The sequence below is a fragment of the Enterobacter ludwigii genome (assembly GCF_001750725.1).
GTDB lineage: Bacteria > Pseudomonadota > Gammaproteobacteria > Enterobacterales > Enterobacteriaceae > Enterobacter > Enterobacter ludwigii.
Genome location: NZ_CP017280.1, coordinates 24421 through 49862 on the forward strand (window position 1 = coordinate 24421; position 25442 = coordinate 49862).

A 25442-nucleotide genomic window follows, 5' to 3' on the forward strand; every position below is an offset into this window, starting at 1 on the left:
TTTTTTAACCTGAGCGACGACGATTACGCGGCGCGCCAGATCGACGCGGGCCATTGCCGGAGCGGGCGCGGGTAAGGCGCTTGGCCGGCGGCAGTTCGCTTAATAGCGCATCCGGGTTGTACTTACTCACCGGAATAGAATGGCCGATGTACGTCTCAATCGCCGGCAGGTTCAGCGCATACTCTTCACACGCGAGGCTGATAGAGTGGCCGCTTGCACCCGCACGACCGGTACGACCGATACGGTGTACATAGTCTTCACAGTCATCCGGCAGGTCATAGTTAAAGACGTGCGTAACGGCTGGAATGTGCAGGCCGCGCGCTGCGACGTCGGTGGCGACCAGAATATCGAGATCGCCACGGGTGAATTCTTCAAGAATACGCAGGCGTTTTTTCTGCGCAACATCGCCCGTCAGCAGGCCAACACGGTGACCGTCTGCAGCCAGATGGCCCCAGATATCTTCACAGCGGTGCTTGGTGTTCGCGAAGATAATGGCGCGGTCTGGCCATTCTTCTTCGATCAGCGTTTGCAGCAGACGCATTTTCTCTTCATTGGAAGGATAGAAGAGTTCTTCTTTGATACGGTGGCCGGTTTTCTGCTCGGGTTCCACTTCCACATATTCGGCGTTGTTCATCTGCTCGAATGCCAGTTCGCGTACGCGATACGACAGGGTCGCAGAGAACAGCATGTTGAGGCGCTGATTCGCGGGTGGCATGCGGCGGAACAGCCAGCGGATATCTTTAATGAAGCCCAGATCGTACATACGATCAGCTTCATCCAGCACCACAACCTGGATGGCACCAAGGTTAATGTGGTTCTGTTTTGCGTAGTCGATAAGACGGCCGGTGGTACCGATCAGGATATCCACACCGCTTTCCAGCACTTTCAGCTGCTTATCGTAACCATCGCCGCCATAAGCCAGGCCGATTTTCAGGCCCGTAGCCTGCATCAGGGGTTCAGCGTCTGCGTGGATCTGTACCGCCAGTTCTCGCGTCGGGGCCATAATTAGCGCGCGCGGCTGGTTAACTTTGCGGTCTGCAATCGCTGGATGAGAAAGTAAATAATGAAACGTTGACGTTAAAAACGCCATCGTTTTGCCAGTACCGGTTTGCGCCTGCCCTGCTACGTCACGTCCCGCCAGCGTCAGCGGCAGGGCGAGAGCCTGAATGGGCGTGCAGTTATGAAACCCTTTATTTTCAAGGGCTTCGATCACTTTTGGGTGCAGGGCGAAGTCGGAAAACTTCTGTTCTGTTAAATGTGTTTTGCTCATAGTGTGGTAGAATATCAGCTTACTATTGCTTTACGAAAGCGTATCCGGTGAAATAAAGTCAACCTTTAGTTGGTTAATGCGACATCAACACGTCGTTGATGAGGGCGAAACCAACGCACCAGGCTTATTCCTGTGGAGTTATATATGAGCGATAAAATTATTCACCTGACTGACGACAGTTTTGACACGGACGTACTTAAGGCTGACGGGCTGACACTCGTCGATTTCTGGGCTGAATGGTGTGGTCCTTGCAAAATGATCGCCCCGATTCTGGATGAGATCGCTGACGAATATCAGGGCAAACTGACTGTTGCCAAGCTGAACATCGACCAGAACCCGGGCACCGCACCAAAATACGGTATCCGTGGCATTCCGACCCTGCTGCTGTTCAAAAACGGCGAAGTGGCAGCGACCAAAGTGGGCGCACTGTCCAAAGGTCAACTGAAAGAGTTCCTCGACGCTAACCTGGCGTAAGGTTTCTTTGCTGCGCGTCCAGAGCGCCTAAATTATGTGGAACTCTGGACGCCCGGCTGAAGTCGTGCTAAGTTAGCTATGACTTCGTTTTAAACATATCTTGTTGTTTGAATCTTGTTTTACCCGATACTTCCCGTTGTTGACACAAACAGTGCGTGAAGTTGCTAAATTCCGGGCTTGTCACTCAATCCGTCTTGTCGTTTCAGTTCTGCGTTTTTTCCCTGTGACCAGACAGCGAACAGACATGAGTTGATGGCCGCTAAACAGGCATGGATGACCCTGCCATACCATTCACAACATTAAGTTCGAGTATCACCCCGAGTTTAAGAACCCACACCATTATGAATCTTACCGAATTAAAGAATACGCCGGTTTCTGAGCTGATCACTCTCGGCGAAAATATGGGGCTGGAAAACCAGGCTCGTATGCGCAAGCAGGACATCATTTTCGCCATCCTGAAGCAGCACGCTAAGAGTGGCGAAGATATCTTTGGCGACGGTGTGCTGGAGATATTGCAAGACGGATTTGGTTTCCTCCGCTCTGCAGACAGCTCCTACCTCGCCGGCCCTGACGACATCTACGTATCCCCTAGCCAAATCCGCCGTTTCAACCTCCGCACTGGTGACACCATTTCAGGTAAGATTCGTCCTCCAAAAGAGGGTGAACGCTACTTTGCGCTGTTGAAAGTGAATGAAGTTAACTTCGACAAACCGGAAAACTCCCGTAATAAGATCCTGTTTGAGAACTTAACGCCGCTGCACGCGAACTCTCGCCTGCGCATGGAGCGTGGTAACGGCTCAACTGAAGATTTAACCGCTCGCGTCCTGGATCTGGCATCGCCAATCGGTCGTGGCCAGCGTGGTCTGATCGTCGCACCGCCAAAAGCGGGTAAAACCATGCTGCTGCAGAATATCGCGCAGAGCATCGCTTATAACCACCCAGACTGCGTACTGATGGTACTGCTGATTGACGAACGTCCGGAAGAAGTGACCGAGATGCAGCGTCTGGTTAAAGGTGAAGTGGTTGCTTCTACCTTTGACGAACCCGCATCTCGTCACGTTCAGGTTGCGGAAATGGTTATCGAGAAGGCGAAACGCCTGGTTGAACACAAGAAAGACGTGATCATCCTGCTCGACTCCATCACCCGTCTGGCGCGTGCCTACAACACCGTCGTTCCGGCTTCCGGTAAAGTGCTGACGGGGGGGGTGGACGCTAACGCCCTGCATCGTCCAAAACGCTTCTTCGGTGCGGCACGTAACGTGGAAGAGGGCGGCAGCCTGACCATCATCGCTACGGCGCTGATCGATACGGGTTCCAAAATGGACGAAGTTATTTACGAAGAGTTTAAAGGTACAGGTAACATGGAACTGCACCTCTCTCGTAAAATTGCTGAGAAACGCGTCTTCCCGGCTATCGACTACAACCGTTCCGGTACCCGTAAAGAAGAGCTGCTCACCACCCAGGAAGAGCTGCAGAAAATGTGGATCCTGCGCAAAATCATCCATCCAATGGGTGAAATCGACGCAATGGAGTTCCTCATTAACAAACTGGCGATGACCAAAACTAACGACGATTTCTTCGATATGATGAAACGCTCGTAACGCAAATAAAGCCAGCAAGCGCCACGTTTTTACGTGGCGTTTTTCTTTTATGGCTTATACGCTATTAATGCAGACTCCCATTTCAGACCAGTCAGTGCGACAATAAGATAATTCGCACAGTTAAAAATATTAATAGCCTGAATAATAAACAAATGGGGTTGTAAGAGGTATGCTTTATGCCTTCTGGCTTGGCGCCAACATGGTTATACTTCGTTGCCTGACATTTGTTGAGAACATCCATTGTGAACCTACTCGATACGTTTACTGAACTAACCAGTATTTTTTTGTTTACCACTTGCTTTTTGTTTCTTGCACGCAAGGTAGCAAAATATCTGGGCTTAGTGGATAAACCCAACTTCCGTAAGCGCCATCAGGGTATGATCCCACTGGTGGGTGGCATCTCCGTCTTTGCAGGCATCTGTTTTACTTTCGCTATCGCCGACTACTACATTCCCCATGCCAGACTGTATCTGATCTGCGCCACGGTACTGGTTTTCGTTGGGGCACTTGATGATCGCTATGATATAAGCGTAAAAATTCGCGCTTTCGTTCAGGCTGCAGTCGGCATTGCTATGATGGCCGTGGCAAAACTTCATCTAAGTAGCCTGGGGTACATTTTTGGTTCGTGGGAGATGGTTCTTGGGCCATTTGGTTACTTCCTGACCCTCTTTGCCGTATGGGTCGCGATAAACGCGTTTAATATGGTAGATGGAATTGATGGTCTGCTAGGTGGCTTATCGTGTGTTTCGTTTGCAGCTATTGGGATCATTTTATGGTTTGATGGTCAATACAGCCTCGCGATGTGGTGTTTTGCCATGATCGCCGCCATTCTTCCATACATCCTTTTGAATCTAGGCGTTTTGGGTCGTCGCTATAAAGTCTTTATGGGCGATGCGGGTAGCACGTTTATAGGCTTTACCATCATTTGGATCTTGCTCGAAACCACCCAAGGTAAAACACACCCCATTAGCCCGGTGACTGCACTGTGGGTTATTGCTATTCCACTTATGGATATGGTGGCGATTATGTATCGTCGACTGCGCAAAGGGATGAGTCCTTTTTCGGCCGACCGCCAGCATATCCATCATCTCATTATGCGAGCGGGTTTCACTTCCCGACAGGCCTTTGTTCTGATTACGCTGGCGGCTGCTATTCTGGCCGCAATTGGAGTTGCAGCGGAATATGCCCACTTTATTCCCGAATGGGTAATGTTGGTACTGTTCTTGCTAGCATTTTCCCTTTACGGCTATTGTATTAAACGCGCCTGGAAAGTAGCGCGTTTCATTAAGCGTATAAAACGCAGGATGCGTCGAGATAGTGACAACAATCCAACTTTAACTAAATAAAATGGGACTGTGATGACTCAACCGTTGGCGGGAGCAAAATCAGAGATGACCGAGAATGAGCTGGATATCCGTGGCTTGTTTCGCGTTCTATGGGCAGGCAAGCTTTGGATAATAGGCATCGCATTAGGATTCGCGCTCCTCGCGCTCGCATACACTTTCTTTGCAAAACAAGAGTGGAGCGCTACGGCAATCACAGATAAACCAACGGTTAACATGCTCGGGGGGTTCTATTCCCAGCAGCAGTTCCTGCGTAATCTGGATATCAAAGCCAGTCTGGCCACGCCAGACCAGACTTCCGTCATGGATGAGGCCTATAAAGAGTTTGTGATGCAGCTGGCTTCATGGGATACGCGCCGTGATTTCTGGAGCCAGACGGATTATTACAAGCAACGAATGGTGGGCAACAGTAAAGCCGATGCCGCGCTGCTGGATGACATGATTAACAACATTCAGTTTATGCCGGGAGATGCGCTGCGTAACGTCAACGACAGCGTCAAGCTGATTGCCGAAACCGCGCCGGATGCCAATAACCTGTTGCGGCAGTATGTTGCCTTCGCCAGCCAGCGTGCGGCAAGCCACCTGAATGAAGAGCTGAAAGGTGCCTGGGCTGCCCGTACTATCCAGATGAAAGCGCAGGTTAAACGTCAGGAAGAGGTGGCTAAAGCCATCTTCGCCCGCCGTGTACACAATATTGAGCAGGCGCTGAAAATTGCCGAACAGCACAATATTTCCCGCACTGAGACGGACGTGCCGGCAGATGAACTGCCGGATTCCGAAATGTTCCTTCTCGGGCGCCCAATGCTGCAGGCTCGACTGGAAAACCTCCAGGCCGTTGGCCCTGATTTTGACCTCGACTACGATCAAAACCGCGCGATGCTGAACACCCTGAATGTCGGTCCAACAATGGATCCGCTTTTTCAGACCTATCGTTATTTGCGAACGCCTGAAGAGCCTGTAAAACGCGATAGTCCGCGCCGCGCATTCCTGATGATCATGTGGGGGATTGTGGGTGCACTGACTGGCGCTGGCGTGGCGTTAACGCGTCGTCGCACTAACTAAAACGCCGTCTACGATGAAGGCTGCGGCCTTCATCGTCTAATCGAAGAGAATCGATGTGAAAGTACTTACCGTATTTGGCACCAGGCCGGAGGCCATAAAGATGGCGCCTCTGGTTCATGCGCTGGCCAGTGATCCTGATATTGAAGCGAAGGTGTGTGTTACTGCCCAACACCGTGAGATGCTCGATCAGGTCTTAACTCTCTTTTCTATCGTCCCGGATTACGATCTCAATATTATGAAGCCGGGGCAGGGGTTAACGGAGATAACCTGCCGTATTCTGCAAGAGCTCAAGCCGATTCTGGAGTCCTTCAAACCTGACGTGGTTCTGGTGCATGGCGATACCACCACCACGGTGGCAACCAGCCTGGCTGCGTTTTACCAGCGAATTCCTGTCGGCCACGTTGAGGCGGGTCTGCGTACCGGCAACCTTTATTCGCCGTGGCCCGAAGAGGCCAACCGCACACTCACCGGCCATCTGGCGATGTACCATTTTGCGCCCACCGAAAATTCACGACAGAACCTGCTGCGTGAAAATATTGCCGACAACAAAATCTTTGTCACCGGGAATACGGTGATTGATGCCCTGATTTGGGTTCGTGACCGCGTGCTGTCAAACAACGATCTTCAGAAAGAACTCGCCGCACGCTACCCCTTCCTGGACAATGGCAAAAAAACCATTCTGGTCACCGGCCACCGTCGCGAGAGCTTTGGACGCGGCTTTGAGCAAATCTGCCATGCCCTGGCGGAAATCGCCGCGCAGAATCAAAATGTGCAGATTGTCTACCCGGTACACCTTAATCCTAACGTCAGCGAGCCGGTCAATCGTATCCTTGGGCATATAGAAAACGTCCTGCTGATTGAACCGCAGGACTACTTGCCGTTTGTCTGGCTGATGAACCACGCCTGGCTGATCCTGACCGATTCCGGTGGTATTCAGGAAGAGGCGCCGTCTCTCGGCAAGCCTGTGCTGGTCATGCGTGAAACGACCGAACGCCCGGAAGCGGTGAAAGCGGGCACGGTACGTCTGGTCGGCACCAATGCACAGCTGATCGTCGAAGAGGTGACGCGCCTGCTTCACGACGACGAAGAGTATCAGGCGATGAGTCGGGCCCATAACCCGTATGGTGATGGGCAGGCTTGTGGCCGTATTTTGCATGCACTTAAACACAATCGGGTATCGCTATGAGTTTTACTACCATCTCTGTCATTGGTCTTGGCTACATTGGCTTGCCCACAGCGGCAGCGTTTGCCTCCCGTCAAAAACAGGTTGTGGGCGTGGATATCAACGCGCGTGCGGTGGAAACCATTAACCGTGGCGAAATTCATATCGTGGAGCCCGATCTCGACCGCGTGGTGAAAGAGGCGGTTGATGGAGGATTCCTGCGTGCCAGCACGACGCCGGTCGAGGCGGATGCATATCTTATTGCGGTGCCAACCCCCTTTAAAGGCGACCATGAGCCCGACATGGCTTACGTCGAAGCGGCGGCAAAATCGATTGCACCGGTCCTGAAAAAAGGGGCTCTGGTGATCCTGGAGTCCACTTCGCCCGTCGGTGCTACCGAACAGATGGCGCAGTGGCTGGCGCAAGCCCGACCTGACTTACGCTTCCCGCAGCAGGCGGGCGAGCAAGCTGATATCAATATTGCTTACTGTCCTGAGCGTGTGCTGCCAGGTCAGGTGATGGTAGAGCTGATTAAAAACGATCGCGTGATCGGCGGCATGACGCCAGTCTGTTCTGCACGCGCCAGCGCGCTTTACAAGATTTTCCTTGAAGGCGAATGTGTGGTGACCAACTCCCGCACCGCCGAAATGTGCAAGCTCACGGAAAACAGTTTCCGGGACGTGAATATCGCCTTCGCGAATGAACTGTCGCTGATTTGCGCCGATCAGGGGATAAACGTCTGGGAGTTGATTAGCCTGGCGAATCGCCATCCGCGCGTGAATATCCTCCAGCCTGGCCCGGGCGTGGGCGGTCACTGTATCGCTGTCGACCCGTGGTTTATTGTGGCGCAAAACCCGGCGCAGGCCCGCCTGATCCGCACCGCGCGTGAAGTGAATGACAGCAAGCCACACTGGGTGCTCAGTCAGGTAAAAGCCACCGTAGCGGACTGTCTGGCTGAGAGCGGCAAACGCGCCAGTGAGCTGAAAATTGCCTGCTTTGGTCTGGCATTCAAACCGAATATTGACGACTTACGCGAAAGCCCGGCGATGGAGATTGCAGAGATGATCGCTGGCTGGCACACCGGCGAAACGCTGGTGGTTGAACCCAATATTCATGAACTGCCGGCAAAACTGGCGGGCCACTGTACGTTGACCGCGCTGGATGAGGCGCTGGCGACGGCGGATGTGCTGGTGCTGCTGGTGGATCATAAAGAATTTAAAGCGACGTCCGGTGATGCCGTACGCCAACAGTATGTGGTTGATACGAAAGGTGTCTGGCGTTGAGCCACCTGAAGGGGGTTCTCGAGTCCCTTGAGTGGGAGAGTGCCTTTTTTGGTCTGCCATCAGCCATCGTACGCCTGCGCGACGATGCGCCGGTTCTGACTGACGCCGACTTCACCGCCTGGCCGCGGGTACAGGCCAGGATCCCCGCAGACCGTGCCGACCTGCTCGATGCGCTCCAGCAACAAGGTTTTCAGCTGGTTGAAGGCGAGGTTGATCTGTCCATTACGCTCGTCTGCCATGATTCGCCCGGTGCGGAAGTGGCAACGGAGCAGGATATCCCCGCGCTGCGTCAGATGGCGGCGCAGGCGTTTGCCCGGAGCCGTTTTCGCGCACCGTGGTATGCACCGGACGACAGTGGGCGTTTCTACGCCCAGTGGGTAGAGAACGCGGTAAAAGGCACCTTTGACCATGTGTGCCTGGTGTTTCGCACTGCAGACGGCCAGATTGAGGGATTTGTCTCGCTTCGTAAGCTCAACGCGAACGAGGGGCGTATTGGTTTATTAGCCGGGCGCGGCATGGGCGAAAAACTCATGCAGGCGGCGCTTCACTGGGCGCAGCAGCAACAGCTTTTGACTCTGCGGGTGGCAACCCAGATGGGCAACACCGCCGCGCTTAAACGTTATATCGCGAGTGGTGCCAACATCGACGCCACCGCTTACTGGTTATACAGGTGACAAGATGATTCCATTTAACGCACCACCCGTCGTGGGCACTGAACTCGACTATATGCAGTCTGCTATGGGCAGCGGCAAACTCTGTGGTGACGGTGGTTTTACCCGTCGCTGCCAGCAGTGGATGGAGCAGCGGTTTCACAGCGCTAAAGTCCTGCTGACCCCGTCCTGTACCGCATCGCTGGAAATGGCGGCGTTGCTGCTGGATATCCAGCCGGGCGATGAAGTGATCATGCCGAGCTATACCTTCGTTTCTACGGCGAATGCCTTTGTCCTGCGTGGTGCGAAAATCGTCTTTGTGGATATTCGCCCGGATACCATGAACATTGATGAGACGCTGATTGAAGCGGCAATCACGGACAAAACGCGCGCGATTGTGCCGGTTCACTACGCGGGTGTGGCGTGTGAGATGGACACCATCATGGCGATCGCCAAAAAACATGACCTGTTCGTGGTTGAAGATGCCGCTCAGGGCGTGATGTCGACCTATAAAGGTCGAGCGCTGGGAACGATCGGCCATATCGGCTGCTTTAGCTTCCACGAAACCAAAAACTATACCGCCGGTGGCGAAGGTGGTGCGACGCTGATTAACGACCGTGCGCTGGTCGAGCGCGCGGAAGTGATCCGTGAAAAAGGCACCAACCGCAGCCAGTTCTTCCGGGGGCAGGTAGACAAATATACCTGGCGCGATATTGGCTCAAGCTATTTGATGGCCGATCTGCAGGCGGCATACCTGTGGGCGCAGCTGGAGGCAGCGGACCGCATTAATCTTCAGCGCTTGTCCCTGTGGCAAACTTATTACGACGCGCTGCAACCGCTGGCCCAAGCCGGGCGAATTGAGCTGCCGACCCTTCCGGCTGATTGCGTCCATAATGCCCATATGTTCTATATCAAACTGCGCGATAACGACGATCGCAGCAAGTTGATTGCCTGGCTAAAAGAAGCCGAAATTCTGGCGGTGTTCCACTATATCCCGCTGCATTCCAGCCCGGCAGGAGAGGCATTTGGGGTATTCGCGGGTGAAGATCGCTACACCACGAAAGAAAGTGAGCGTTTGCTTCGTTTGCCACTGTTCTACAACCTCGCGCCTGTTAACCAGCGTACGGTGATTAACACCCTTCTGAGTTATTTCGGCTGATATGTCTCTGGCAAAAGCATCGGTGTGGACCGCCGCGTCCACACTTGTCAAAATTGGCGCCGGGCTACTGGTCGTCAAGCTGCTGGCCGTCTCATTCGGCCCTTCAGGCGTCGGGCTGGCAGGCAATTTCCGTCAGCTTGTGACCGTCCTTGGGGTACTGGCTGGCGCAGGGATTTTCAACGGCGTCACGAAATACGTTGCGCAGTACCATGATGATGCGGCCCAGCTTCGCCGTGTTGTCGGTACATCCTCGGCGATGGTCACCGGCTTTTCGACCCTGATGGCGGTTATTTTCCTGCTGGCAGCGGCACCCATAAGCCAGGGGTTATTTGGTCACACCCATTATCAGGGGCTGGTTCGTCTGGTCGCGCTGGTTCAGCTGGGCATTGCCTGGGCTAACCTGTTATTGGCGCTGATGAAAGGCTTTCGTGATGCGGCCGGGAACGCACTGGCGTTAATCCTCGGCAGCGTCATCGGCGTGATTGCCTACTATTTTTGTTATCGGCTGGGCGGCTATGAAGGCGCGTTGCTGGGGCTGGCGCTGGTACCGGCATTAGTGGTCGTTCCGGCGGCGTTCATGCTAATGCGTCGGGGCACCATTCCGTTGAGTTACCTGAAACCTCAATGGGACAAGGTGCTGGCAAGCAAGCTGGGAAAATTTACCCTGATGGCGCTCATCACCTCCGTCACGCTCCCTGTCGCCTACGTGATGATGCGAAACCTGCTGGCGGCGCATTACAGCTGGGACGAAGTTGGGATTTGGCAAGGGGTGAGCAGTATTTCCGATGCCTACCTCCAATTTATAACGGCTTCCTTTAGCGTCTATTTGCTGCCAACCTTATCGCGCCTGACCTCCAGGCAGGATATCACGCGCGAAATTTCCCGCTCACTGCGGTTTGTCCTTCCCGCCGTTGCGGCAGCCAGTTTAACCGTATGGCTATTGCGCGATGTCGCCATCTGGCTGCTCTTCTCCGCGAAGTTTACCGCCATGCGCGATCTGTTTGCCTGGCAACTGGTGGGCGATGTTCTAAAAGTGGGGGCTTACGTTTTTGGTTATCTGGTGATTGCGAAAGCCTCGCTACGGTTGTATATCCTGGCGGAAATCAGCCAGTTTGCATTACTGACCGCATTCTCACACTGGTTGATCCCGGCACACGGTGCGCTGGGGGCGGCTCAGGCCTATATGGCAACCTATATCGTTTATTTCGCTGCCTGTTGCGGCGTATTTTTACTTTGGCGTAAACGCGCATGACTGCACTGATTCACATACTGGGATCGGATATCCCACACCATAACCAGACCGTGTTACGGTTCTTCAATGATGAACTGGCATCGGGGGATCCCGACGCTCGTGAGTTTATGGTTGCCGGTCAGGATAATGGCCTGAGCGTGGCGTGTCCGGCGCTGACTCTCTCTTTCTGGCCGGACAAGGCTGCGCTGGCGAAGGCGGTTGTTGCCAAAGCCAAAGCGGATCGTGAGCAACGTTTCTTTTTCCATGGGCAGTTTAATACCGGCCTGTGGCTGGCGCTCCTGAGCGGGGGGATCAAACCTTCGCAGTGCAGCTGGCATATCTGGGGAGCCGATCTCTACGAAGTCTCCAGCGGCTGGAAATTCCGTCTTTTCTACCCGTTGCGGCGCATGGCGCAGGGGCGTGTGGGATGCGTTTTCGCGACCCGTGGCGATCTCAATTATTTTGCTAAACGCCACCCTGACGTACGCGGTGAGCTACTCTATTTCCCGACCCGAATGAACCCGGCGCTGAACAACATGGCGAATGATACGCCGCGCGAGGGTAAACTGACGATTCTGGTGGGTAATTCAGGCGATCGCAGCAATGAACATCTTACCGCGCTCAGGGCGGTACATCAGCAGTTTGGCGACACCGTCAATGTGATTGTGCCGATGGGGTATCCGGCCAATAACGATGCCTATATTGATGAGGTCCGCCAGCAGGCACTCGCGTTATTTAGCGCCGGGAATGTGCACATTCTCCACGATAAGCTGGAATTTGATGAGTATCTTGCGCTGCTGCGTCGGTGCGATCTGGGCTATTTCATCTTTGCCCGTCAGCAAGGAATTGGCACGCTGTGTCTGCTGATTCAGGCGGGTGTGCCCTGCGTACTCAATCGCGAAAACCCGTTCTGGCAGGACATGGCGGAGCAGCATCTGCCGGTGCTGTTTACTTCCGATGTGCTTAACGAAGAGGTGGTCCGGGAAGCGCAGAGACAACTGGCGCTGGTGGACAAAAGTGCCATCGACTTCTTTAGCCCGAACTACCTCACGCCGTGGCACCGCGCGCTGCGTATCGCTGCAGGAGACAAAGCATGAGCCAGTTGCAATTCAGCGGCTTACTGATCGTTTGGCTTCTGAGCACTTTATTCATCGCCACGCTCACCTGGTTCGAGTTTCGCCGGGTGCGTTTTAACTTTAACGTCTTCTTCTCGTTACTGTTTCTTCTGACCTTCTTTTTCGGATTCCCGCTGACCAGCATTCTGGTCTTCCGGTTTGACGTGAGCGTTGCCCCGCCCGAGATCCTGCTTCAGGCGATCCTGGCAGCGACCTGCTTCTACGCCGTCTACTACGCCACCTATAAAACGCGCCTGCGTTCAGCGCAATCCACCGCGCCGCGCCGGGCGCTCTTCACCATGAACCGGGTGGAGACGCACCTGACGTGGGTGATGCTGATGACGATCGCGCTGGTAAGCGTGGGTATCTTCTTCATGCACAATGGTTTTCTGCTGTTCAAGCTCCAGTCCTACAGCCAGATTTTTTCTGCCGAAGTGTCGGGCGTGGCGCTTAAGCGTTTCTTCTACTTCTTCATTCCGGCGATGCTGGTGATCTTTTTCCTGCGTCAGGACAGCAAAGCCTGGCTGTTTTTCCTGGTGAGTACCGTCGCCTTCGGTTTCCTGACCTACATGATTGTGGGAGGGACACGTGCAAATATCATCATCGCTTTCGCAATCTTCCTGTTTATCGGCATCATCCGCGGGTGGATCTCTTTATGGATGCTGGTGGCTGCTGGGGTGTTTGGCATTGTTGGTATGTTCTGGCTTGCCCTGAAGCGCTACGGGCTCAACGTAGCCGGTGACGAGGCGTTTTACACGTTCCTCTATCTCACGCGCGACACCTTCTCGCCGTGGGAAAACCTGGCGTTATTGCTGCAAAACTACGACAAAATCGATTTCCAGGGCCTTGCGCCTATTGTGCGCGACTTTTATGTCTTTATCCCAACCTGGCTGTGGCCAGACCGCCCCGGCGTCGTACTCAACACGGCAAACTATTTTACCTGGGAAGTGCTGAACAACCACTCAGGTCTTGCGATCTCACCTACGTTGATTGGCTCGCTGGTGGTGATGGGGGGAAGCTGGTTTATCCTGCCGGGGGCGGTGGTGGTGGGGCTGATCATCAAGTGGTTTGACTGGCTCTACGTGCGCGGCAACGAAGAAACAAACCGCTATAAGGCGGCTATTTTGCACAGTTTCTGCTTTGGTGCCATTTTCAATATGATCGTTCTGGCGCGTGAAGGGCTGGATTCATTCGTGTCGCGCGTGGTTTTCTTCATGGTCGTTTTTGGCATCTGCCTGTTACTGGCCAAACTGTTGTACTGGCTGTTTGACAGTGCAGGGCTTGTGCATAAGCGCGAGCCGCAGGGCAGCACAACGCTGTCGCAAGTGTGAGTAGGGAAAGTCATGACGGATAAAACTTCTGCACCGCGCTATACGTTGCGCGGTCTGCAGCTTATTGGCTGGCGCGATATGCAACACGCGCTGGATTTTCTGTTCGCTGGTGGTCAGATGAAATCCGGTACGCTGGTCGCCATCAATGCGGAAAAGATGCTGGCGGTGGAAGACAACGCCGAAGTGAGAAGCCTGATAGAAGCGGCTGAATTTAAATATGCCGACGGTATCAGCGTGGTGCGTTCAATCCGCAAAAAGTATCCTGGCGCTAATGTATCTCGCGTGGCAGGGGCCGATCTCTGGGAGCAACTGATGGCACGCGCAGGGGCGGAAGGCACGCCGGTATTCCTGATTGGCGGTAAGCCGGAGGTGCTGGCGCAGACCGAAGCGAAATTGCGCAGTCAATGGAATGTTAACATCGTGGGCAGCCAGGATGGCTACTTCAAACCAGAGGCCCGGCAGGCGCTGTTTGAACGCGTTCGCGACAGTGGCGCGAAAATCATCACCGTGGCGATGGGCTCCCCACGCCAGGAGATCCTGATGCGTGACTGCCGTCAGGTGTGTCCGGATGCCCTTTATATGGGCGTCGGCGGAACGTATGACGTCTTTACCGGCCACGTTAAGCGCGCGCCCAAAGTCTGGCAAAACCTGGGGCTGGAGTGGCTGTATCGCCTGCTATCTCAGCCGACGCGGATTACACGACAGATCCGTCTGCTTCGCTACCTTACCTGGCACTACACCGGGAAAATGTAATCAAAATGTAGCGCGATATGCTGTTCGCGCTGCAACTCCCCTGCAAAACTGCTGCGAATCTGTGCAATGCATTCATTTTTTTTATGCATCGTTTGCCATTTGCCGCATTTTAAGAAACCATTCGCCCCGTATTTTAGTACCCCTAAAAAACAATACCCGGCCTTAAGTCGGGAAACAGCAAACACAATCGAGGATCTATGGCAGAGAAAAAACCGGAGCTACAGCGTGGGCTGGAGGCTCGTCATATTGAACTGATAGCGCTGGGCGGCACTATCGGCGTGGGCCTGTTTATGGGCTCCGCAAGCACGCTCAAATGGGCAGGACCTTCGGTCTTGCTGGCTTATATCATTGCGGGATTGTTCGTTTTCTTCATCATGCGTTCGATGGGCGAAATGCTCTTCATGGAGCCCGTCACGGGTTCCTTCGCCGTTTACGCGCACCGATATATGAGCCCGTTCTTTGGCTACCTGACGGCCTGGTCATACTGGTTTATGTGGATGGCGGTCGGCATCTCTGAAATCACGGCGATAGGGGTCTACGTGCAGTTCTGGTTCCCGGACATGGTCCAGTGGATACCGGCGCTGATTGCCGTGGGGCTGGTGGCACTGGCAAACCTTGCTGCCGTTCGTCTTTATGGTGAAATCGAATTCTGGTTTGCGATGATCAAAGTCACCACCATCATCGTGATGATTGTGGTCGGGCTGGGCGTTATCTTCTTCGGCTTTGGCAACGGCGGGCACGCCATTGGCTTTGGTAACCTGACCGAAAACGGCGGCTTCTTTGCGGGCGGCTGGAAGGGCTTCCTGACGGCACTGTGTATCGTTGTGGCCTCTTATCAGGGGGTCGAGCTTATCGGTATTACCGCGGGTGAAGCGAAAAACCCGCAGGTTACGCTGCGCAGCGCCGTAGGCAAGGTGCTGTGGCGTATCCTGATTTTCTATGTGGGGGCGATCTTCGTTATCGTAACCATCTTCCCGTGGAATGAAATTGGCACGACCGGTAGCCCGTTTGTCTTGACCTTCGCGAAGATTGGCATCACGGCAGCAGCAGGCATCATTAACTTTGTGGTTCTGACGGCGGCGTTGTCAGGCTGCAACAGCGGGATGTACAGTTGCGGACGTATGCTCTACGCGCTGTCCAGAAACAATCAGCTGCCAGCGGCAATGGCGAAAGTTTCGCGTGCGGGCGTACCGGTTGCGGGTGTGGCGGTGTCGATTGTGATCCTGCTGATTGGCTCTTGCCTGAACTACATCATCCCGAATCCGCAGCGCGTGTTCGTTTATGTCTACAGCGCCAGCGTGCTGCCAGGCATGGTTCCCTGGTTTGTTATCCTGATTAGCCAGCTGCGTTTCCGCCAGGCACATAAAAAGGCCATCGCCAGCCATCCGTTCCGTTCCATTCTGTTCCCGTACGCCAACTATTTGACGATGGCGTTCCTGGTTTGCGTATTAATCGGAATGTACTTTAATGAAGATACGCGCATGTCGCTGTTTGTCGGGATGATCTTCCTGGCGGCGGTGACCGCGGCGTATAAGCTTTTTGGTCTGGGCCGCCGCGCTACCTCGCAGAAAGTGGAGGAATAAGCGGCAAAATGTGCAAACCATAACCAAACGCGCATTTTTTTCAAAAAAGCACTAGACAGCGGGGTCGGAGGTACGTAATATCCAGCCCCGCAACGGCGCTAAGCGCCCGTAGCTCAGCTGGATAGAGCGCTGCCCTCCGGAGGCAGAGGTCTCAGGTTCGAATCCTGTCGGGCGCGCCATTTTAGTCCCGGCGCTAGAGCTGCGGTGGTCTGAAAAGTAGTCAGTACCGCGTGAAAGAATACAGTGGTGGCTATAGCTCAGTTGGTAGAGCCCTGGATTGTGATTCCAGTTGTCGTGGGTTCGAATCCCATTAGCCACCCCATTATTGAAAGAGTTGTGAATTGCGAAGGTGGCGGAATTGGTAGACGCGCTAGCTTCAGGTGTTAGTGTTCTTACGGACGTGGGGGTTCAAGTCCCCCCCCTCGCACCACGACTTTTTAATGAATTGAACTAAAAATTCAAAAAGCAGTACATCGGCGAGTAGCGCAGCTTGGTAGCGCAACTGGTTTGGGACCAGTGGGTCGGAGGTTCGAATCCTCTCTCGCCGACCAATTTTGAACCCCGCTTCGGCGGGGTTTTTTGTTTTCTGCGCCTTTCCCCCTCTGTAGTGATTCCACGACAACAGCTGGCTTCCTTGTCGCGATTCAGCGACACATAACACACTGAAAGTAAAAGATATAATAATTTGGCGGCTTTCGTGTCTCCTCCAGACGACATTTCGTCGTGTTTATCAGCAGGTTGTAGGGTCTAAGATACCGCTCAACAACATAATTTCCTTTTATCTTAAAATGTTGCGCGATGTAAAAGTTCTGCGTGTCAAGTTGGCACGTTACGTGCAATAATGTACGTGTAGATGCTCATTCCATCTCTTATGTTCGCCTTAGTGCCTCATAAACTCAGGAATGACGCAGAGCCATTTACGGTGCTTATCGTCCACTGACAGATGTCGCTTCGGCCTCATCAGACACCATGGGCATAACGTTGAGTGAAGCACCAAATATGTTGTCTTACAGACCTGTTTTAACGCCTGCTTTTATAGCAGGCGTTTTTTTATGCCTTATTCCCGGTAAACGTACATGATCAGGGCGACCAGTATGAGAGCGGCTGACGAAACGCTGTAAAGCGCTTGTATGGAGCCAAACCCTGCCGCCGCCATCGCGGCAATACCGGTGAAAAGCGAGGCACTGAGCGTTTGCCAGCGCCAGACTTTACTGCTGGCCGAAGCCATGTGCGTGGTTTGAAAACTGCTGAGTACGGCAAACGTGCCGGCCGCAAAGAGAACATTTGAGGCCAGGTGTGCGACAAAAATCATCCCCAGCGCGCATGCCATCCACCCGGACAACAGCGGGAGCATCCCATACGCGGCAAGGAAGATGCCAAGACACAGTAAAATCCGTGGCGTGCGTGCTGCAAAACGCGTCAGGCTGTCTCTTTTTAGCAGGAGGGGACCGCAAAGTTGTCCCATGCTCCTTGCAAAAAGCAGTGGCAAAGCAAGGCTGGCCGCATCCTGAGGATGGATCTGCTGTGCTATTGCCGGAAGAAGCGCCATGGCCGGTGAACCGACGGCGGCCAGCGCAGGCAAAATCAGCAAACTGCGTTTCTGCCGGATGGTCAACATCTGCCAGCGTAAAGCCGCAGGCGCTTTCTCTTCAGTGGGGACTGCCAGTGTGGGCGCTAAAAATACACGACCCGCCAGCCAGAGCATGAACAGCGATCCGAGAAAGCTGATGGCATCAATGGCCAGCAAGGCGAGGATGGCGATCTTCTGGAAAAGTACCATCCCCAGCCCGGTGCCTAACAAAACCTGAGCGGCAAAAATCACATTCTCGAGGCAGGTTGCGGCAGGCAGTTCTGCTTCTCTGAGTCCGCGTTTAAAGAGCAGCGTCAGGGCAGGCCAGCTCATTCCGCTAAGCAGTGCTTCGGTGGACTGCACGGCCAGTAACGCAGGGATACTGTGATAGTGCACGCCGAGCAGGGGAAAGAGCAGGGCCAGTAAGCCAAGCCCCTCGGTGAGTATCAACAGGGGTATTGGAGAATAGCGCGCGCACAGCTTTTCACTGATGAGGCTGCCGATAAAGCCAGGTAGCGTGGCGAAAAGAAAGGCGAGGGTAAGCAGCGCGGGCGGGGCGGACCATGCTAACAGTAAGCCGAAGACCACCACCTGGGTTACGCCATTTCCCAGTGATGTAAAGATAAAGGCACAGGCCAGCAGGCGCAGCCAGCGGTGGCAGCGCAGCGCTTCAATAAGCGCGTACAAAAGGGAGTTCATGACGATTTCCTTTCAAAAACGATTCAGTCCACGCGGCACTCGTCGCGTGTATGGAAAAAAGTGAATGAAAAGACGTCGTTACATTGGCGGGTTCGTTTTAGATGATGTGGTAAAGAATGTAGCAGGCGAAGGGGAATAAAAAAAGGAGGCCGTCTGGCCTCCTTGTTATTTATTGCTGGCTGCCATTATTTTGCAGCGTTAATAACAGCCCATCGCGGCGCATGGCGGCAGCCTCTTCCGGCTTGTGCTGCTTGTCCAGCGAATCGGCAAGCCACGCGTAGTCAAATGCGTCCGGGCGCTGTTTCAGCGCTGCACGGAAGGCGAGACTCGCTTCCTGCCATTCACCGTGCTTCATCAGCGACTGGCCCAGCGTACTCCACAGCAGTGGACGGTCGCCGACGGCTTTAATCTGCTGACGCAGCATTTTTTCAATTTGCTCAGGGTTATTGGTTTTCAGACGTGGGATCACCATAACCAGGCGATCGTCATATTGTCGCTTCAGTCCGTCGAGGAGGATCTCCTGCGCCGTGTCATGATCGTCACATTCAATCAGATGTTCTGCCATCGCAACCTGCAACGGAACCTGCTGACGCGTTTTCCGGCTCTGATTCTTCCACCAGGTTTTCAGACCATCGCTGCCGAGATCGGCACGTGCCTGATCCATCAGGCCAATCCATGCCAGACGCTGGAGTTCATCACGATGCTCATCATCACCGACGTCGGCTTTGGCCATCGACGGAATGATATCCAGCAGTGAACCCCAGGCACCGGTGCGAATATAGGCCTGCTCGGCAAGACGCAGCACTTCCGGGTGGCGTGGCGAGACTTCCAGCAGACGGTCGATACCGTGACGCGCGGCGTGGTTTTCGTTGCGGGCCAGCTGCAGGCGAACGCGGGTGATCTCAACGGGAATCGGGTCTTTCGGCGAAAGTTCTGACGCGCGTTCCAGGTGCTGGTTGGCGCGGGCTTCGTCACCCCGCTGTTGCGCTGCCTCGGCGGCCAGCAGATAGTTCACCACCGGCTGTTCGGCGTGGTCAGCATTTTTCGACATCAGCTTTTCAACTTGCTGATAGTCACCCTCGGCCAGCTTAAGCAGTGCCTGCTCAGTCTGCTTACGGGCGCGGCGGCGTTTACGGCCAACGAACCAGCCACGCGTATGCGCACCGGTACGAAAAATTCGGCGCAGGATCCACTCCACCGCAAGGAGCACCACCACCCCGAGGATCAGAATGATCACCAGACCCGTTACGCTGGTTTCGATGTTGTAGTTATCGGTCTGGATCAGGACGTAACCCTGATGACCGGCAAGCATCGGCCCCAGCACGATCCCGGCGATCAGCAGGATGAAGAGTAAGAGTACTTTAAGCATCATTACTCTCCTTGTGGCGCGCTTTCAGGCGCTGGCGCGGCGGCAGGGGCCTGGGCGTGAGGTTCTGCCGGAACGCCCGGCTGCGCCAGCAGGTTGCGCACGCGCGTCTGCATCAGCTTCTCCAGAATCGGCTGGCTTTCCAGCTTATCCGGCACGTTCATGGTGATGTTCTGCTGGCTCAGTTTATCAATGTCATCGAGGAAAGCCGTGGTCGTGGCATCATCGGTATTGTAGTAAGCACGTACCCATGTCGAGACGTTATCAAGCGCCTGTTTGTAGGTTTCTTCCTGATGACGCGGCACGGCCTGAGCCGCCACCAGCAGGCGGGAGCGAATGTTTTCGCGCAGATAAATGTCCTGATTCGGCGCTAACAGCGGAACGGCGGTTTCGTCGCGGCGGCGGATAGTAATGAAGCTATCCATAAAGTTCTGCCAGCTTTTTTGCAGGTTCACGCGCCATTCGCTCAGGGAGCTGGAAAGCTCGGTGCCGTCAGAATCCATCGGGGAGTCATCGTCGTTGTTATCCGCCAGCTGCAGGTTATCAATCTGGTTTGAAAGCTGATTGACCTTCAGGATGATGCCATCGTAGTCCACCTGCGAAACGGCAGAGAGGCTGGCGATATCTTCGGTAATGGCACGACGCGCGGTAATGAGGCTCGGATCGTTCATGTCTGCCAGGCTCGCATCAGCGCTTTTCAACAGCGCGGCGGCGGTGGTGACGTCCTGATCGCTCCAGAGCTTACGTCCGGCCAGCTTCACCAGGAAATCGGCCTGCGAGAGCAGCCAGGTTTTGGCATCGGTACCGGAAATCGTGGCGACTTTCTGCTGCACGTCGTCCAGCTGTTTGGTCAGCTCTTCCTGTTTGCTGTTCGCCTCAGCGAGCGCCGCGGACTGCTGTTTAATCACCGTTTCCAGTTCAGTTTTCTGCGTCTCCTGCGCTTTTTGCAGGGCGGTAAGCTGATTGACCAGCGTGTCGTTGGTCGCCGTCTGGCTGGAACCTTGCTGTTTCACCAGGCCATAGAGGCCAACGCCTGCGGCCAGCGCAATGGCGATGGCTATCGCGCTCAGCGCGAGGCTGGTTTTATTGCTGCCGTTCTTCTTCTCAACGGTTTTCTCAGTCGTTTCTGACTGCGGCGTGATGTCCACAGTCTCCCTGGTCTCTTCAACCACGGCGGAGGATTTATCGTGTTCCGTCATTATGGCTTCCCATTATGAGAGTTATTGTAATGCGCGCAGCAGCGCATCGTTGTCAGCGTTATCAGCGATCCGAATATCTTGCCAGCCCAGTTCCCGGGCCTGGTTCGCCAGACGCTCACTGACGACCAGAAGCCGGCAGTGGAGTAACCAGTTTTCACGATACCAAAGGGGTACCAGCGACCAGAGCTGCTGCAGCATTTCACCGCTGGTCACCACCAGGGTCGTAATGCCGCGCATATGCCAGCGCATCGCCTCTTCCGCACCATCGTAATGTTTTGCACAACGCTGATAGCATTCGCAGAACGTGACCTCAGCCCCGCGTTCCCGCAGCGTTTCACCCAACAGTTCGCGCCCGCCGTTACCGCGTAAAATGAGTGCACGCTTTCCGGCAATAGTTTGTAATTCAGGTAATTGTAGCAAGACTTCGCTGATTTCCCGATCTAACGGGTAACGAACGTCTGTTCCGCTTACGGTATGCAACGCCAGTGCCGTTGTACGACCAATCGCAAAATAGTGAGGAGCGGTTGGCCAGTTAAGCCCCTGCTGTTGCAGCTGTGCCTGGGCAAATTCCACCGCATGTTGCGACAGCGCAAACAGCAAGTCGCCCTGCTGGAGGGTATTCATATGGTCGGCAAGCGCGGACAGCTCCCGACCGGGGGAGAATTCAATGAGCGGAAAACTCCAGGCCACCTGCCCCAGTGCGCGCAGACGGCTCACTAATTGCTCTCCTGCGGGAGAAGGGCGGGTGACAAGAATACTCATGCAGGGGGCTCTCCATTATAAACCTCAGCCAGGATCTCACGGGCGCCGTTATCCAGCAGCTCTTCTGCCAGCGACACGCCAAGCTGTTCGGCATCTTGCGCTTTACCACGACGTTCGCCGCGGACCATCTGTGAACCATCCGGTGCGCCAACCAGCGCTCGCAGCCACAGTTCACCGTTAATTAATTCAGCATAGCTGCCAATCGGCACCTGACACCCTCCTTCGAGGCGGGTGTTCATGGCGCGCTCGGCGTTAACGCGGATGGCTGTCTCGTCATGGTTCAGCGGGGCAAGCAGCGCGCGGGTACGCTCATCATCCAGACGGCATTCAATGCCGACGGCCCCCTGACCCACAGCCGGCAGCGACAGCTCAGGCGGCAACGCGACGCGAATGCGCGACGTCAGCCCCAGTCGCTTCAGACCCGCAACCGCGAGGATAATGGCATCGTAATCGCCGTTATCCAGCTTGCTCAGACGCGTACCAACGTTACCGCGCAGCGAACGAATGATCAGGTCCGGACGACGTTCTGCCAGCTGACACTGACGACGTAAACTGGACGTGCCAACCACGCTGCCTTCTGGCAACGCATCGAGCGAATCATAGTGATTGGAGACAAACGCATCGCGCGGATCTTCACGCTCGCAAATGGTCACCAGCCCCAGCCCTTCCGGGAACTCGACGGGCACATCTTTCATCGAATGTACGGCGATATCGGCGCGGTTCTCAAGCAATGCCAGTTCCAGTTCTTTGACAAACAGGCCCTTGCCGCCCACTTTAGCCAGTGGCGTATCAAGGATCACGTCACCGCGCGTGACCATAGGCACCAGCTCGACGCACAATCCACTGTGGCAGGCTTCAAGGCGCTGCTTAACATAATGTGCCTGCCAGAGCGCAAGAGGGCTTTGGCGTGTGGCAATTCTCAAAACATTGTCTAACATGCTTGTTACCGTCATTATCAATCGCTAACCATCCTAACATTGTTGACTCTGGGATGGCAGTTTTACGGTGATGAAGAAGAGAGGGACAGGGCGGGGTTCTCGTCAGCCACAGCCGTATTAAGGAATTTACACGTACAGAACGGTGCTACACTGTATGTAGCGCATCTTTCTTTACGGTCAACCGGCAAGGTGTTAAATTGATCACGTTTTAGACCATTTTTTCGTCGGTACCACCATAATGATAAGGGCGAAAAAAGGTAACGGTTCTCTTTTTGTAATACTGCGGGTCCGCTGTTATTTCTGTTTTGAATAGCGTGCGACACCCGGAAACATCAGGCGATACGTCTTGTACCTCTATATTGAGACTCTGAAACAGAGACTGGATGCCATAAACCAACTGCGTGTCGATCGCGCGCTTGCTGCTATGGGCCCTGCTTTCCAGCAGGTATACAGTCTTCTGCCGACATTATTGCACTATCACCATCCGCTGATGCCTGGCTACCTTGACGGTAACGTTCCCAGAGGCATCTGTCTTTTCACGCCTGATGAAACCCAACAACACTACCTGACCGAACTTGAACTCTACCGTGGCATGCCGCCGCAGGAATCACCGAAAGGTGAACTGCCGATTACAGGCGTTTACACCATGGGCAGCACCTCCTCGGTTGGGCAAAGCTGTTCTTCGGACCTGGACATCTGGGTCTGTCATCAGTCCTGGCTCGATAACGACGAGCGTCAGCTGCTGCAACGAAAGTGCAGCCTGCTGGAAAGCTGGGCCGCGTCGCTTGGCGTGGAAGTCAGTTTCTTCCTGATTGATGAAAACCGTTTCCGTCATAACGAAAGTGGCAGTCTGGGTGGTGAAGACTGCGGCTCAACCCAGCACATCTTACTGCTGGACGAGTTTTACCGTACTGCCGTTCGCCTGGCCGGTAAGCGTATTCTGTGGAATATGGTGCCGTGCGACGAAGAAGAGCATTACGACGATTACGTAATGTCGTTGTACTCCCAGGGGGTGCTGACACCAAATGAATGGCTGGATCTGGGTGGCCTCAGTTCGCTTTCCGCCGAAGAGTACTTTGGCGCGAGCCTCTGGCAGCTCTATAAAAGCATTGATTCGCCGTATAAGGCCGTGCTGAAAACCCTGCTGCTGGAAGCCTATTCCTGGGAATACCCCACGCCGCGTTTGCTGGCGAAAGATATCAAACAGCGTCTGCACGACGGAGAAATTGTCTCCTACGGGCTGGATGCTTACTGCATGATGCTTGAACGCGTCACCGAATACCTGAAAGCCATTGATGACACCACGCGTCTCGATCTGGTGCGTCGATGTTTCTATCTCAAAGTCTGTGAAAAACTCAGCCGCGAACGCGCATGCGTGGGCTGGCGTCGTGAAGTGGTCAGTCAGTTGGTGAAAGAGTGGGGATGGGACGAAGAACGTCTGTCGATGCTTGATAACCGCGCCAACTGGAAAATCGATCAGGTGCGTGAAGCGCACAACGAACTGCTCGATGCCATGATGCAAAGCTACCGCAACCTTATCCGCTTTGCGCGTCGTAACAATCTCAGCGTTTCCGCCAGCCCGCAGGATATCGGGGTGTTGACGCGTAAACTGTATGCGGCGTTTGAAGCATTGCCGGGTAAAGTCACGCTGGTTAACCCGCAGATTTCACCGGACCTGTCAGAACCGAACCTGACCTTTATCTATGTGCCGCCGGGCCGCGCAAACCGCACCGGGTGGTACCTGTACAACCGTGCGCCAAGCATGGACTCGATCATCAGCCATCAGCCGCTGGAATATAACCGCTACCTGAACAAGCTGGTGGCCTGGGCCTGGTTCAACGGCCTGCTGACCTCGCGTACCCGGCTGTTTATCAAAGGCAACGAGGTTGTCGATTTAGCCAAACTGCAGGAGATGGTGGCGGATGTCTCCCACCACTTCCCGCTGCGTCTGCCGGCGCCGACGCCAAAAGCGCTCTACAGCCCGTGTGAAATTCGCCATCTGGCGATCATCGTCAACCTGGAATATGACCCGACGGCGGCCTTCCGCAATCAGGTGGTCCATTTTGATTTCCGCAAGCTGGATGTCTTTAGCTTTGGCGAGCAGCAAAACTGCCTGGTGGGCAGCGTAGACCTGCTGTACCGCAACTCGTGGAACGAAGTGCGTACTCTGCACTTCAATGGCGAGCAGGCGATGATCGAAGCGCTGAAAACGATTCTTGGCAAGATGCACCAGGACGCTGCGCCGCCGGACAGCGTTGAGGTGTTCTGCTATAGCCAGCATCTGCGCGGTCTGATCCGTACCCGTGTGCAGCAGCTGGTTTCAGAGTGCATCGAACTGCGCCTCTCCAGTACCCGTCAGGAAACCGGTCGCTTTAAAGCGCTGCGCGTCTCCGGACAGACCTGGGGCCTGTTCTTCGAGCGCCTGAATGTTTCAGTACAGAAGCTGGAAAACGCCATCGAGTTCTACGGCGCCATTTCGCACAACAAGCTGCATGGCCTGTCAGTGCAGGTGGAAACCAACCACGTGAAACTGCCACAGGTCGTGGATGGCTTTGCGAGCGAAGGGATTATTCAGTTCTTCTTTGAAGAGTCGGGTGACGACGCCGGTTTCAACATCTACATCCTGGATGAGACGAACCGCGCTGAGGTTTATCACCACTGTGAAGGCAGTAAAGAGGAGCTGGTGCGCGACGTCAGCCGCTTCTATTCGTCCTCACATGACCGCTTTACCTACGGCTCCAGCTTCATCAACTTTAACCTGCCGCAGTTCTACCAGATTGTGAATGTAGACGGACGTTCGCAGGTGATTCCGTTCCGTACGCAGGCCGTTACGCCAGCGGTTCCCGCCAGCCAGGACACTACCCCGCTGTTGCAGCAGTATTTCTCCTGAC

20 protein-coding genes and 4 tRNA genes are annotated in these 25442 nt (G+C 54.5%); 18 read left to right on the forward strand and 6 right to left on the reverse strand.

The genetic code is table 11. From position 1 onward, the window contains the following. Positions 1-4: 4 nt before the first annotated feature. Positions 5-1270, reverse strand: a complete 1266-nt coding sequence (rhlB, locus tag BH714_RS23015) for an ATP-dependent RNA helicase RhlB (protein WP_014172158.1) — start codon at positions 1268-1270, stop codon at positions 5-7. A 144-nt stretch (positions 1271-1414) separates the two neighbouring features. Between rhlB and trxA the strand changes: the two genes are divergently transcribed. From trxA to BH714_RS23100, 17 genes are all read left to right on the forward strand, one after another. Then, positions 1415-1744 carry a thioredoxin TrxA gene (gene trxA / locus BH714_RS23020; protein ID WP_004386384.1) on the forward strand — a complete coding sequence of 110 codons (330 nt, stop codon included), beginning with the start codon at positions 1415-1417 and terminating at the stop codon, positions 1742-1744. 341 nt (positions 1745-2085) lie between these two features. Then, complete coding sequence (gene rho, locus BH714_RS23025) at positions 2086-3345, forward strand: transcription termination factor Rho (RefSeq protein WP_008501566.1); 1260 nt, start codon at positions 2086-2088, stop codon at positions 3343-3345. A 242-nt stretch (positions 3346-3587) separates the two neighbouring features. Further along, the gene (wecA, locus tag BH714_RS23030) at positions 3588-4691 is read left to right on the forward strand and encodes a UDP-N-acetylglucosamine--undecaprenyl-phosphate N-acetylglucosaminephosphotransferase (protein WP_032679228.1); all 1104 of its coding nucleotides are present in this window, start codon (positions 3588-3590) and stop codon (positions 4689-4691) included. A gap of 12 nt (positions 4692-4703) precedes the next feature. After that, the gene (gene wzzE / locus BH714_RS23035) at positions 4704-5750 is read left to right on the forward strand and encodes an ECA polysaccharide chain length modulation protein (protein WP_032679226.1); all 1047 of its coding nucleotides are present in this window, start codon (positions 4704-4706) and stop codon (positions 5748-5750) included. Positions 5751-5805: 55 nt separating this feature from the next. Then, positions 5806-6936 (forward strand): non-hydrolyzing UDP-N-acetylglucosamine 2-epimerase, encoded by a 1131-nt coding sequence (gene wecB, locus BH714_RS23040; protein WP_040019196.1) that lies wholly within the window; start codon positions 5806-5808, stop codon positions 6934-6936. After that, the gene (gene wecC, locus BH714_RS23045; protein ID WP_025202775.1) at positions 6933-8195 is read left to right on the forward strand and encodes a UDP-N-acetyl-D-mannosamine dehydrogenase; all 1263 of its coding nucleotides are present in this window, start codon (positions 6933-6935) and stop codon (positions 8193-8195) included. The genes wecB and wecC overlap by 4 nt, the downstream gene beginning before the upstream one ends. Next, on the forward strand, positions 8192-8869 hold the full coding sequence (gene rffC, locus BH714_RS23050; RefSeq protein WP_040019197.1) for a dTDP-4-amino-4,6-dideoxy-D-galactose acyltransferase: 678 nt from the start codon (positions 8192-8194) through the stop codon (positions 8867-8869). The genes wecC and rffC overlap by 4 nt, the downstream gene beginning before the upstream one ends. A gap of 4 nt (positions 8870-8873) precedes the next feature. Next, the gene (gene rffA / locus BH714_RS23055; protein ID WP_020882890.1) at positions 8874-10004 is read left to right on the forward strand and encodes a dTDP-4-amino-4,6-dideoxygalactose transaminase; all 1131 of its coding nucleotides are present in this window, start codon (positions 8874-8876) and stop codon (positions 10002-10004) included. A gap of 1 nt (position 10005) precedes the next feature. After that, complete coding sequence (gene wzxE, locus BH714_RS23060; protein WP_040019199.1) at positions 10006-11256, forward strand: lipid III flippase WzxE; 1251 nt, start codon at positions 10006-10008, stop codon at positions 11254-11256. Continuing rightward, positions 11253-12332, forward strand: a complete 1080-nt coding sequence (locus tag BH714_RS23065; protein WP_040019202.1) for a TDP-N-acetylfucosamine:lipid II N-acetylfucosaminyltransferase — start codon at positions 11253-11255, stop codon at positions 12330-12332. The genes wzxE and BH714_RS23065 overlap by 4 nt, the downstream gene beginning before the upstream one ends. After that, a complete protein-coding gene (gene wzyE / locus BH714_RS23070) occupies positions 12329-13681 on the forward strand; it encodes an ECA oligosaccharide polymerase (RefSeq protein WP_020882888.1) in 1353 nt (450 codons plus the stop codon). The genes BH714_RS23065 and wzyE overlap by 4 nt, the downstream gene beginning before the upstream one ends. 12 nt (positions 13682-13693) lie before the next feature. Then, on the forward strand, positions 13694-14434 hold the full coding sequence (wecG, locus tag BH714_RS23075; protein ID WP_020882887.1) for a lipopolysaccharide N-acetylmannosaminouronosyltransferase: 741 nt from the start codon (positions 13694-13696) through the stop codon (positions 14432-14434). A 197-nt stretch (positions 14435-14631) separates the two neighbouring features. Further along, positions 14632-16017: a bifunctional threonine/serine APC transporter ThrP gene (gene thrP / locus BH714_RS23080; RefSeq protein WP_014172144.1), complete on the forward strand. Its 1386-nt coding sequence runs from the start codon at positions 14632-14634 to the stop codon at positions 16015-16017. Positions 16018-16119: 102 nt separating this feature from the next. Further along, positions 16120-16196, forward strand: a tRNA-Arg gene (locus BH714_RS23085). 67 nt (positions 16197-16263) lie between these two features. Further along, positions 16264-16339: transfer RNA gene (locus tag BH714_RS23090), tRNA-His, on the forward strand. A 21-nt stretch (positions 16340-16360) separates the two neighbouring features. Continuing rightward, positions 16361-16447: transfer RNA gene (locus BH714_RS23095), tRNA-Leu, on the forward strand. Between the two features lie 44 nt (positions 16448-16491). Then, a tRNA-Pro gene (locus tag BH714_RS23100) sits at positions 16492-16568 on the forward strand. Between the two features lie 506 nt (positions 16569-17074). Here the strand turns inward: BH714_RS23100 and BH714_RS23105 are convergent. From BH714_RS23105 to hemC, 5 genes are all read right to left on the reverse strand, one after another. Beyond that, a complete protein-coding gene (locus BH714_RS23105) occupies positions 17075-18286 on the reverse strand; it encodes an MFS transporter (protein WP_040019210.1) in 1212 nt (403 codons plus the stop codon). 169 nt (positions 18287-18455) lie between these two features. After that, positions 18456-19655 (reverse strand): protoheme IX biogenesis protein HemY, encoded by a 1200-nt coding sequence (gene hemY / locus BH714_RS23110; protein ID WP_032680089.1) that lies wholly within the window; start codon positions 19653-19655, stop codon positions 18456-18458. Between the two features lie 2 nt (positions 19656-19657). Beyond that, entirely contained in the window at positions 19658-20851 is a 1194-nt protein-coding gene (hemX, locus tag BH714_RS23115; protein ID WP_014172141.1) for a uroporphyrinogen-III C-methyltransferase, read from the reverse strand. Between the two features lie 21 nt (positions 20852-20872). Further along, on the reverse strand, positions 20873-21613 hold the full coding sequence (hemD, locus tag BH714_RS23120; protein ID WP_014172140.1) for a uroporphyrinogen-III synthase: 741 nt from the start codon (positions 21611-21613) through the stop codon (positions 20873-20875). Continuing rightward, a complete protein-coding gene (gene hemC / locus BH714_RS23125; RefSeq protein WP_032669623.1) occupies positions 21610-22551 on the reverse strand; it encodes a hydroxymethylbilane synthase in 942 nt (313 codons plus the stop codon). Before hemC ends, hemD begins: the two co-directional genes overlap by 4 nt. A gap of 346 nt (positions 22552-22897) precedes the next feature. On the opposite strand from hemC, the gene cyaA reads away from it, so the two are divergent. Beyond that, positions 22898-25441, forward strand: a complete 2544-nt coding sequence (gene cyaA, locus BH714_RS23130; protein WP_014172138.1) for a class I adenylate cyclase — start codon at positions 22898-22900, stop codon at positions 25439-25441. Position 25442 lies beyond the last annotated feature (1 nt).

Excerpts from the sequence above, each read along its gene's own strand:
- hemX (WP_014172141.1), bottom strand. The coding sequence starts at position 20,851 with ATGACGGAACACGATAAATCCTCCGCCGTGGTTGAAGAGACCAGGGAG.
- trxA (WP_004386384.1), top strand. The coding sequence starts at position 1,415 with ATGAGCGATAAAATTATTCACCTGACTGACGACAGTTTTGACACGGAC.
- BH714_RS23065 (WP_040019202.1), top strand. The coding sequence starts at position 11,253 with ATGACTGCACTGATTCACATACTGGGATCGGATATCCCACACCATAAC.
- wzyE (WP_020882888.1), top strand. The coding sequence starts at position 12,329 with ATGAGCCAGTTGCAATTCAGCGGCTTACTGATCGTTTGGCTTCTGAGC.
- wzzE (WP_032679226.1), top strand. The coding sequence starts at position 4,704 with ATGACTCAACCGTTGGCGGGAGCAAAATCAGAGATGACCGAGAATGAG.
- wecG (WP_020882887.1), top strand. The coding sequence starts at position 13,694 with ATGACGGATAAAACTTCTGCACCGCGCTATACGTTGCGCGGTCTGCAG.
- hemC (WP_032669623.1), bottom strand. The coding sequence starts at position 22,551 with ATGTTAGACAATGTTTTGAGAATTGCCACACGCCAAAGCCCTCTTGCG.
- thrP (WP_014172144.1), top strand. The coding sequence starts at position 14,632 with ATGGCAGAGAAAAAACCGGAGCTACAGCGTGGGCTGGAGGCTCGTCAT.
- wzxE (WP_040019199.1), top strand. The coding sequence starts at position 10,006 with ATGTCTCTGGCAAAAGCATCGGTGTGGACCGCCGCGTCCACACTTGTC.
- hemD (WP_014172140.1), bottom strand. The coding sequence starts at position 21,613 with ATGAGTATTCTTGTCACCCGCCCTTCTCCCGCAGGAGAGCAATTAGTG.
- rffA (WP_020882890.1), top strand. The coding sequence starts at position 8,874 with ATGATTCCATTTAACGCACCACCCGTCGTGGGCACTGAACTCGACTAT.
- rho (WP_008501566.1), top strand. The coding sequence starts at position 2,086 with ATGAATCTTACCGAATTAAAGAATACGCCGGTTTCTGAGCTGATCACT.
- BH714_RS23105 (WP_040019210.1), bottom strand. The coding sequence starts at position 18,286 with ATGAACTCCCTTTTGTACGCGCTTATTGAAGCGCTGCGCTGCCACCGC.
- wecC (WP_025202775.1), top strand. The coding sequence starts at position 6,933 with ATGAGTTTTACTACCATCTCTGTCATTGGTCTTGGCTACATTGGCTTG.
- hemY (WP_032680089.1), bottom strand. The coding sequence starts at position 19,655 with ATGCTTAAAGTACTCTTACTCTTCATCCTGCTGATCGCCGGGATCGTG.
- rhlB (WP_014172158.1), bottom strand. The coding sequence starts at position 1,270 with ATGAGCAAAACACATTTAACAGAACAGAAGTTTTCCGACTTCGCCCTG.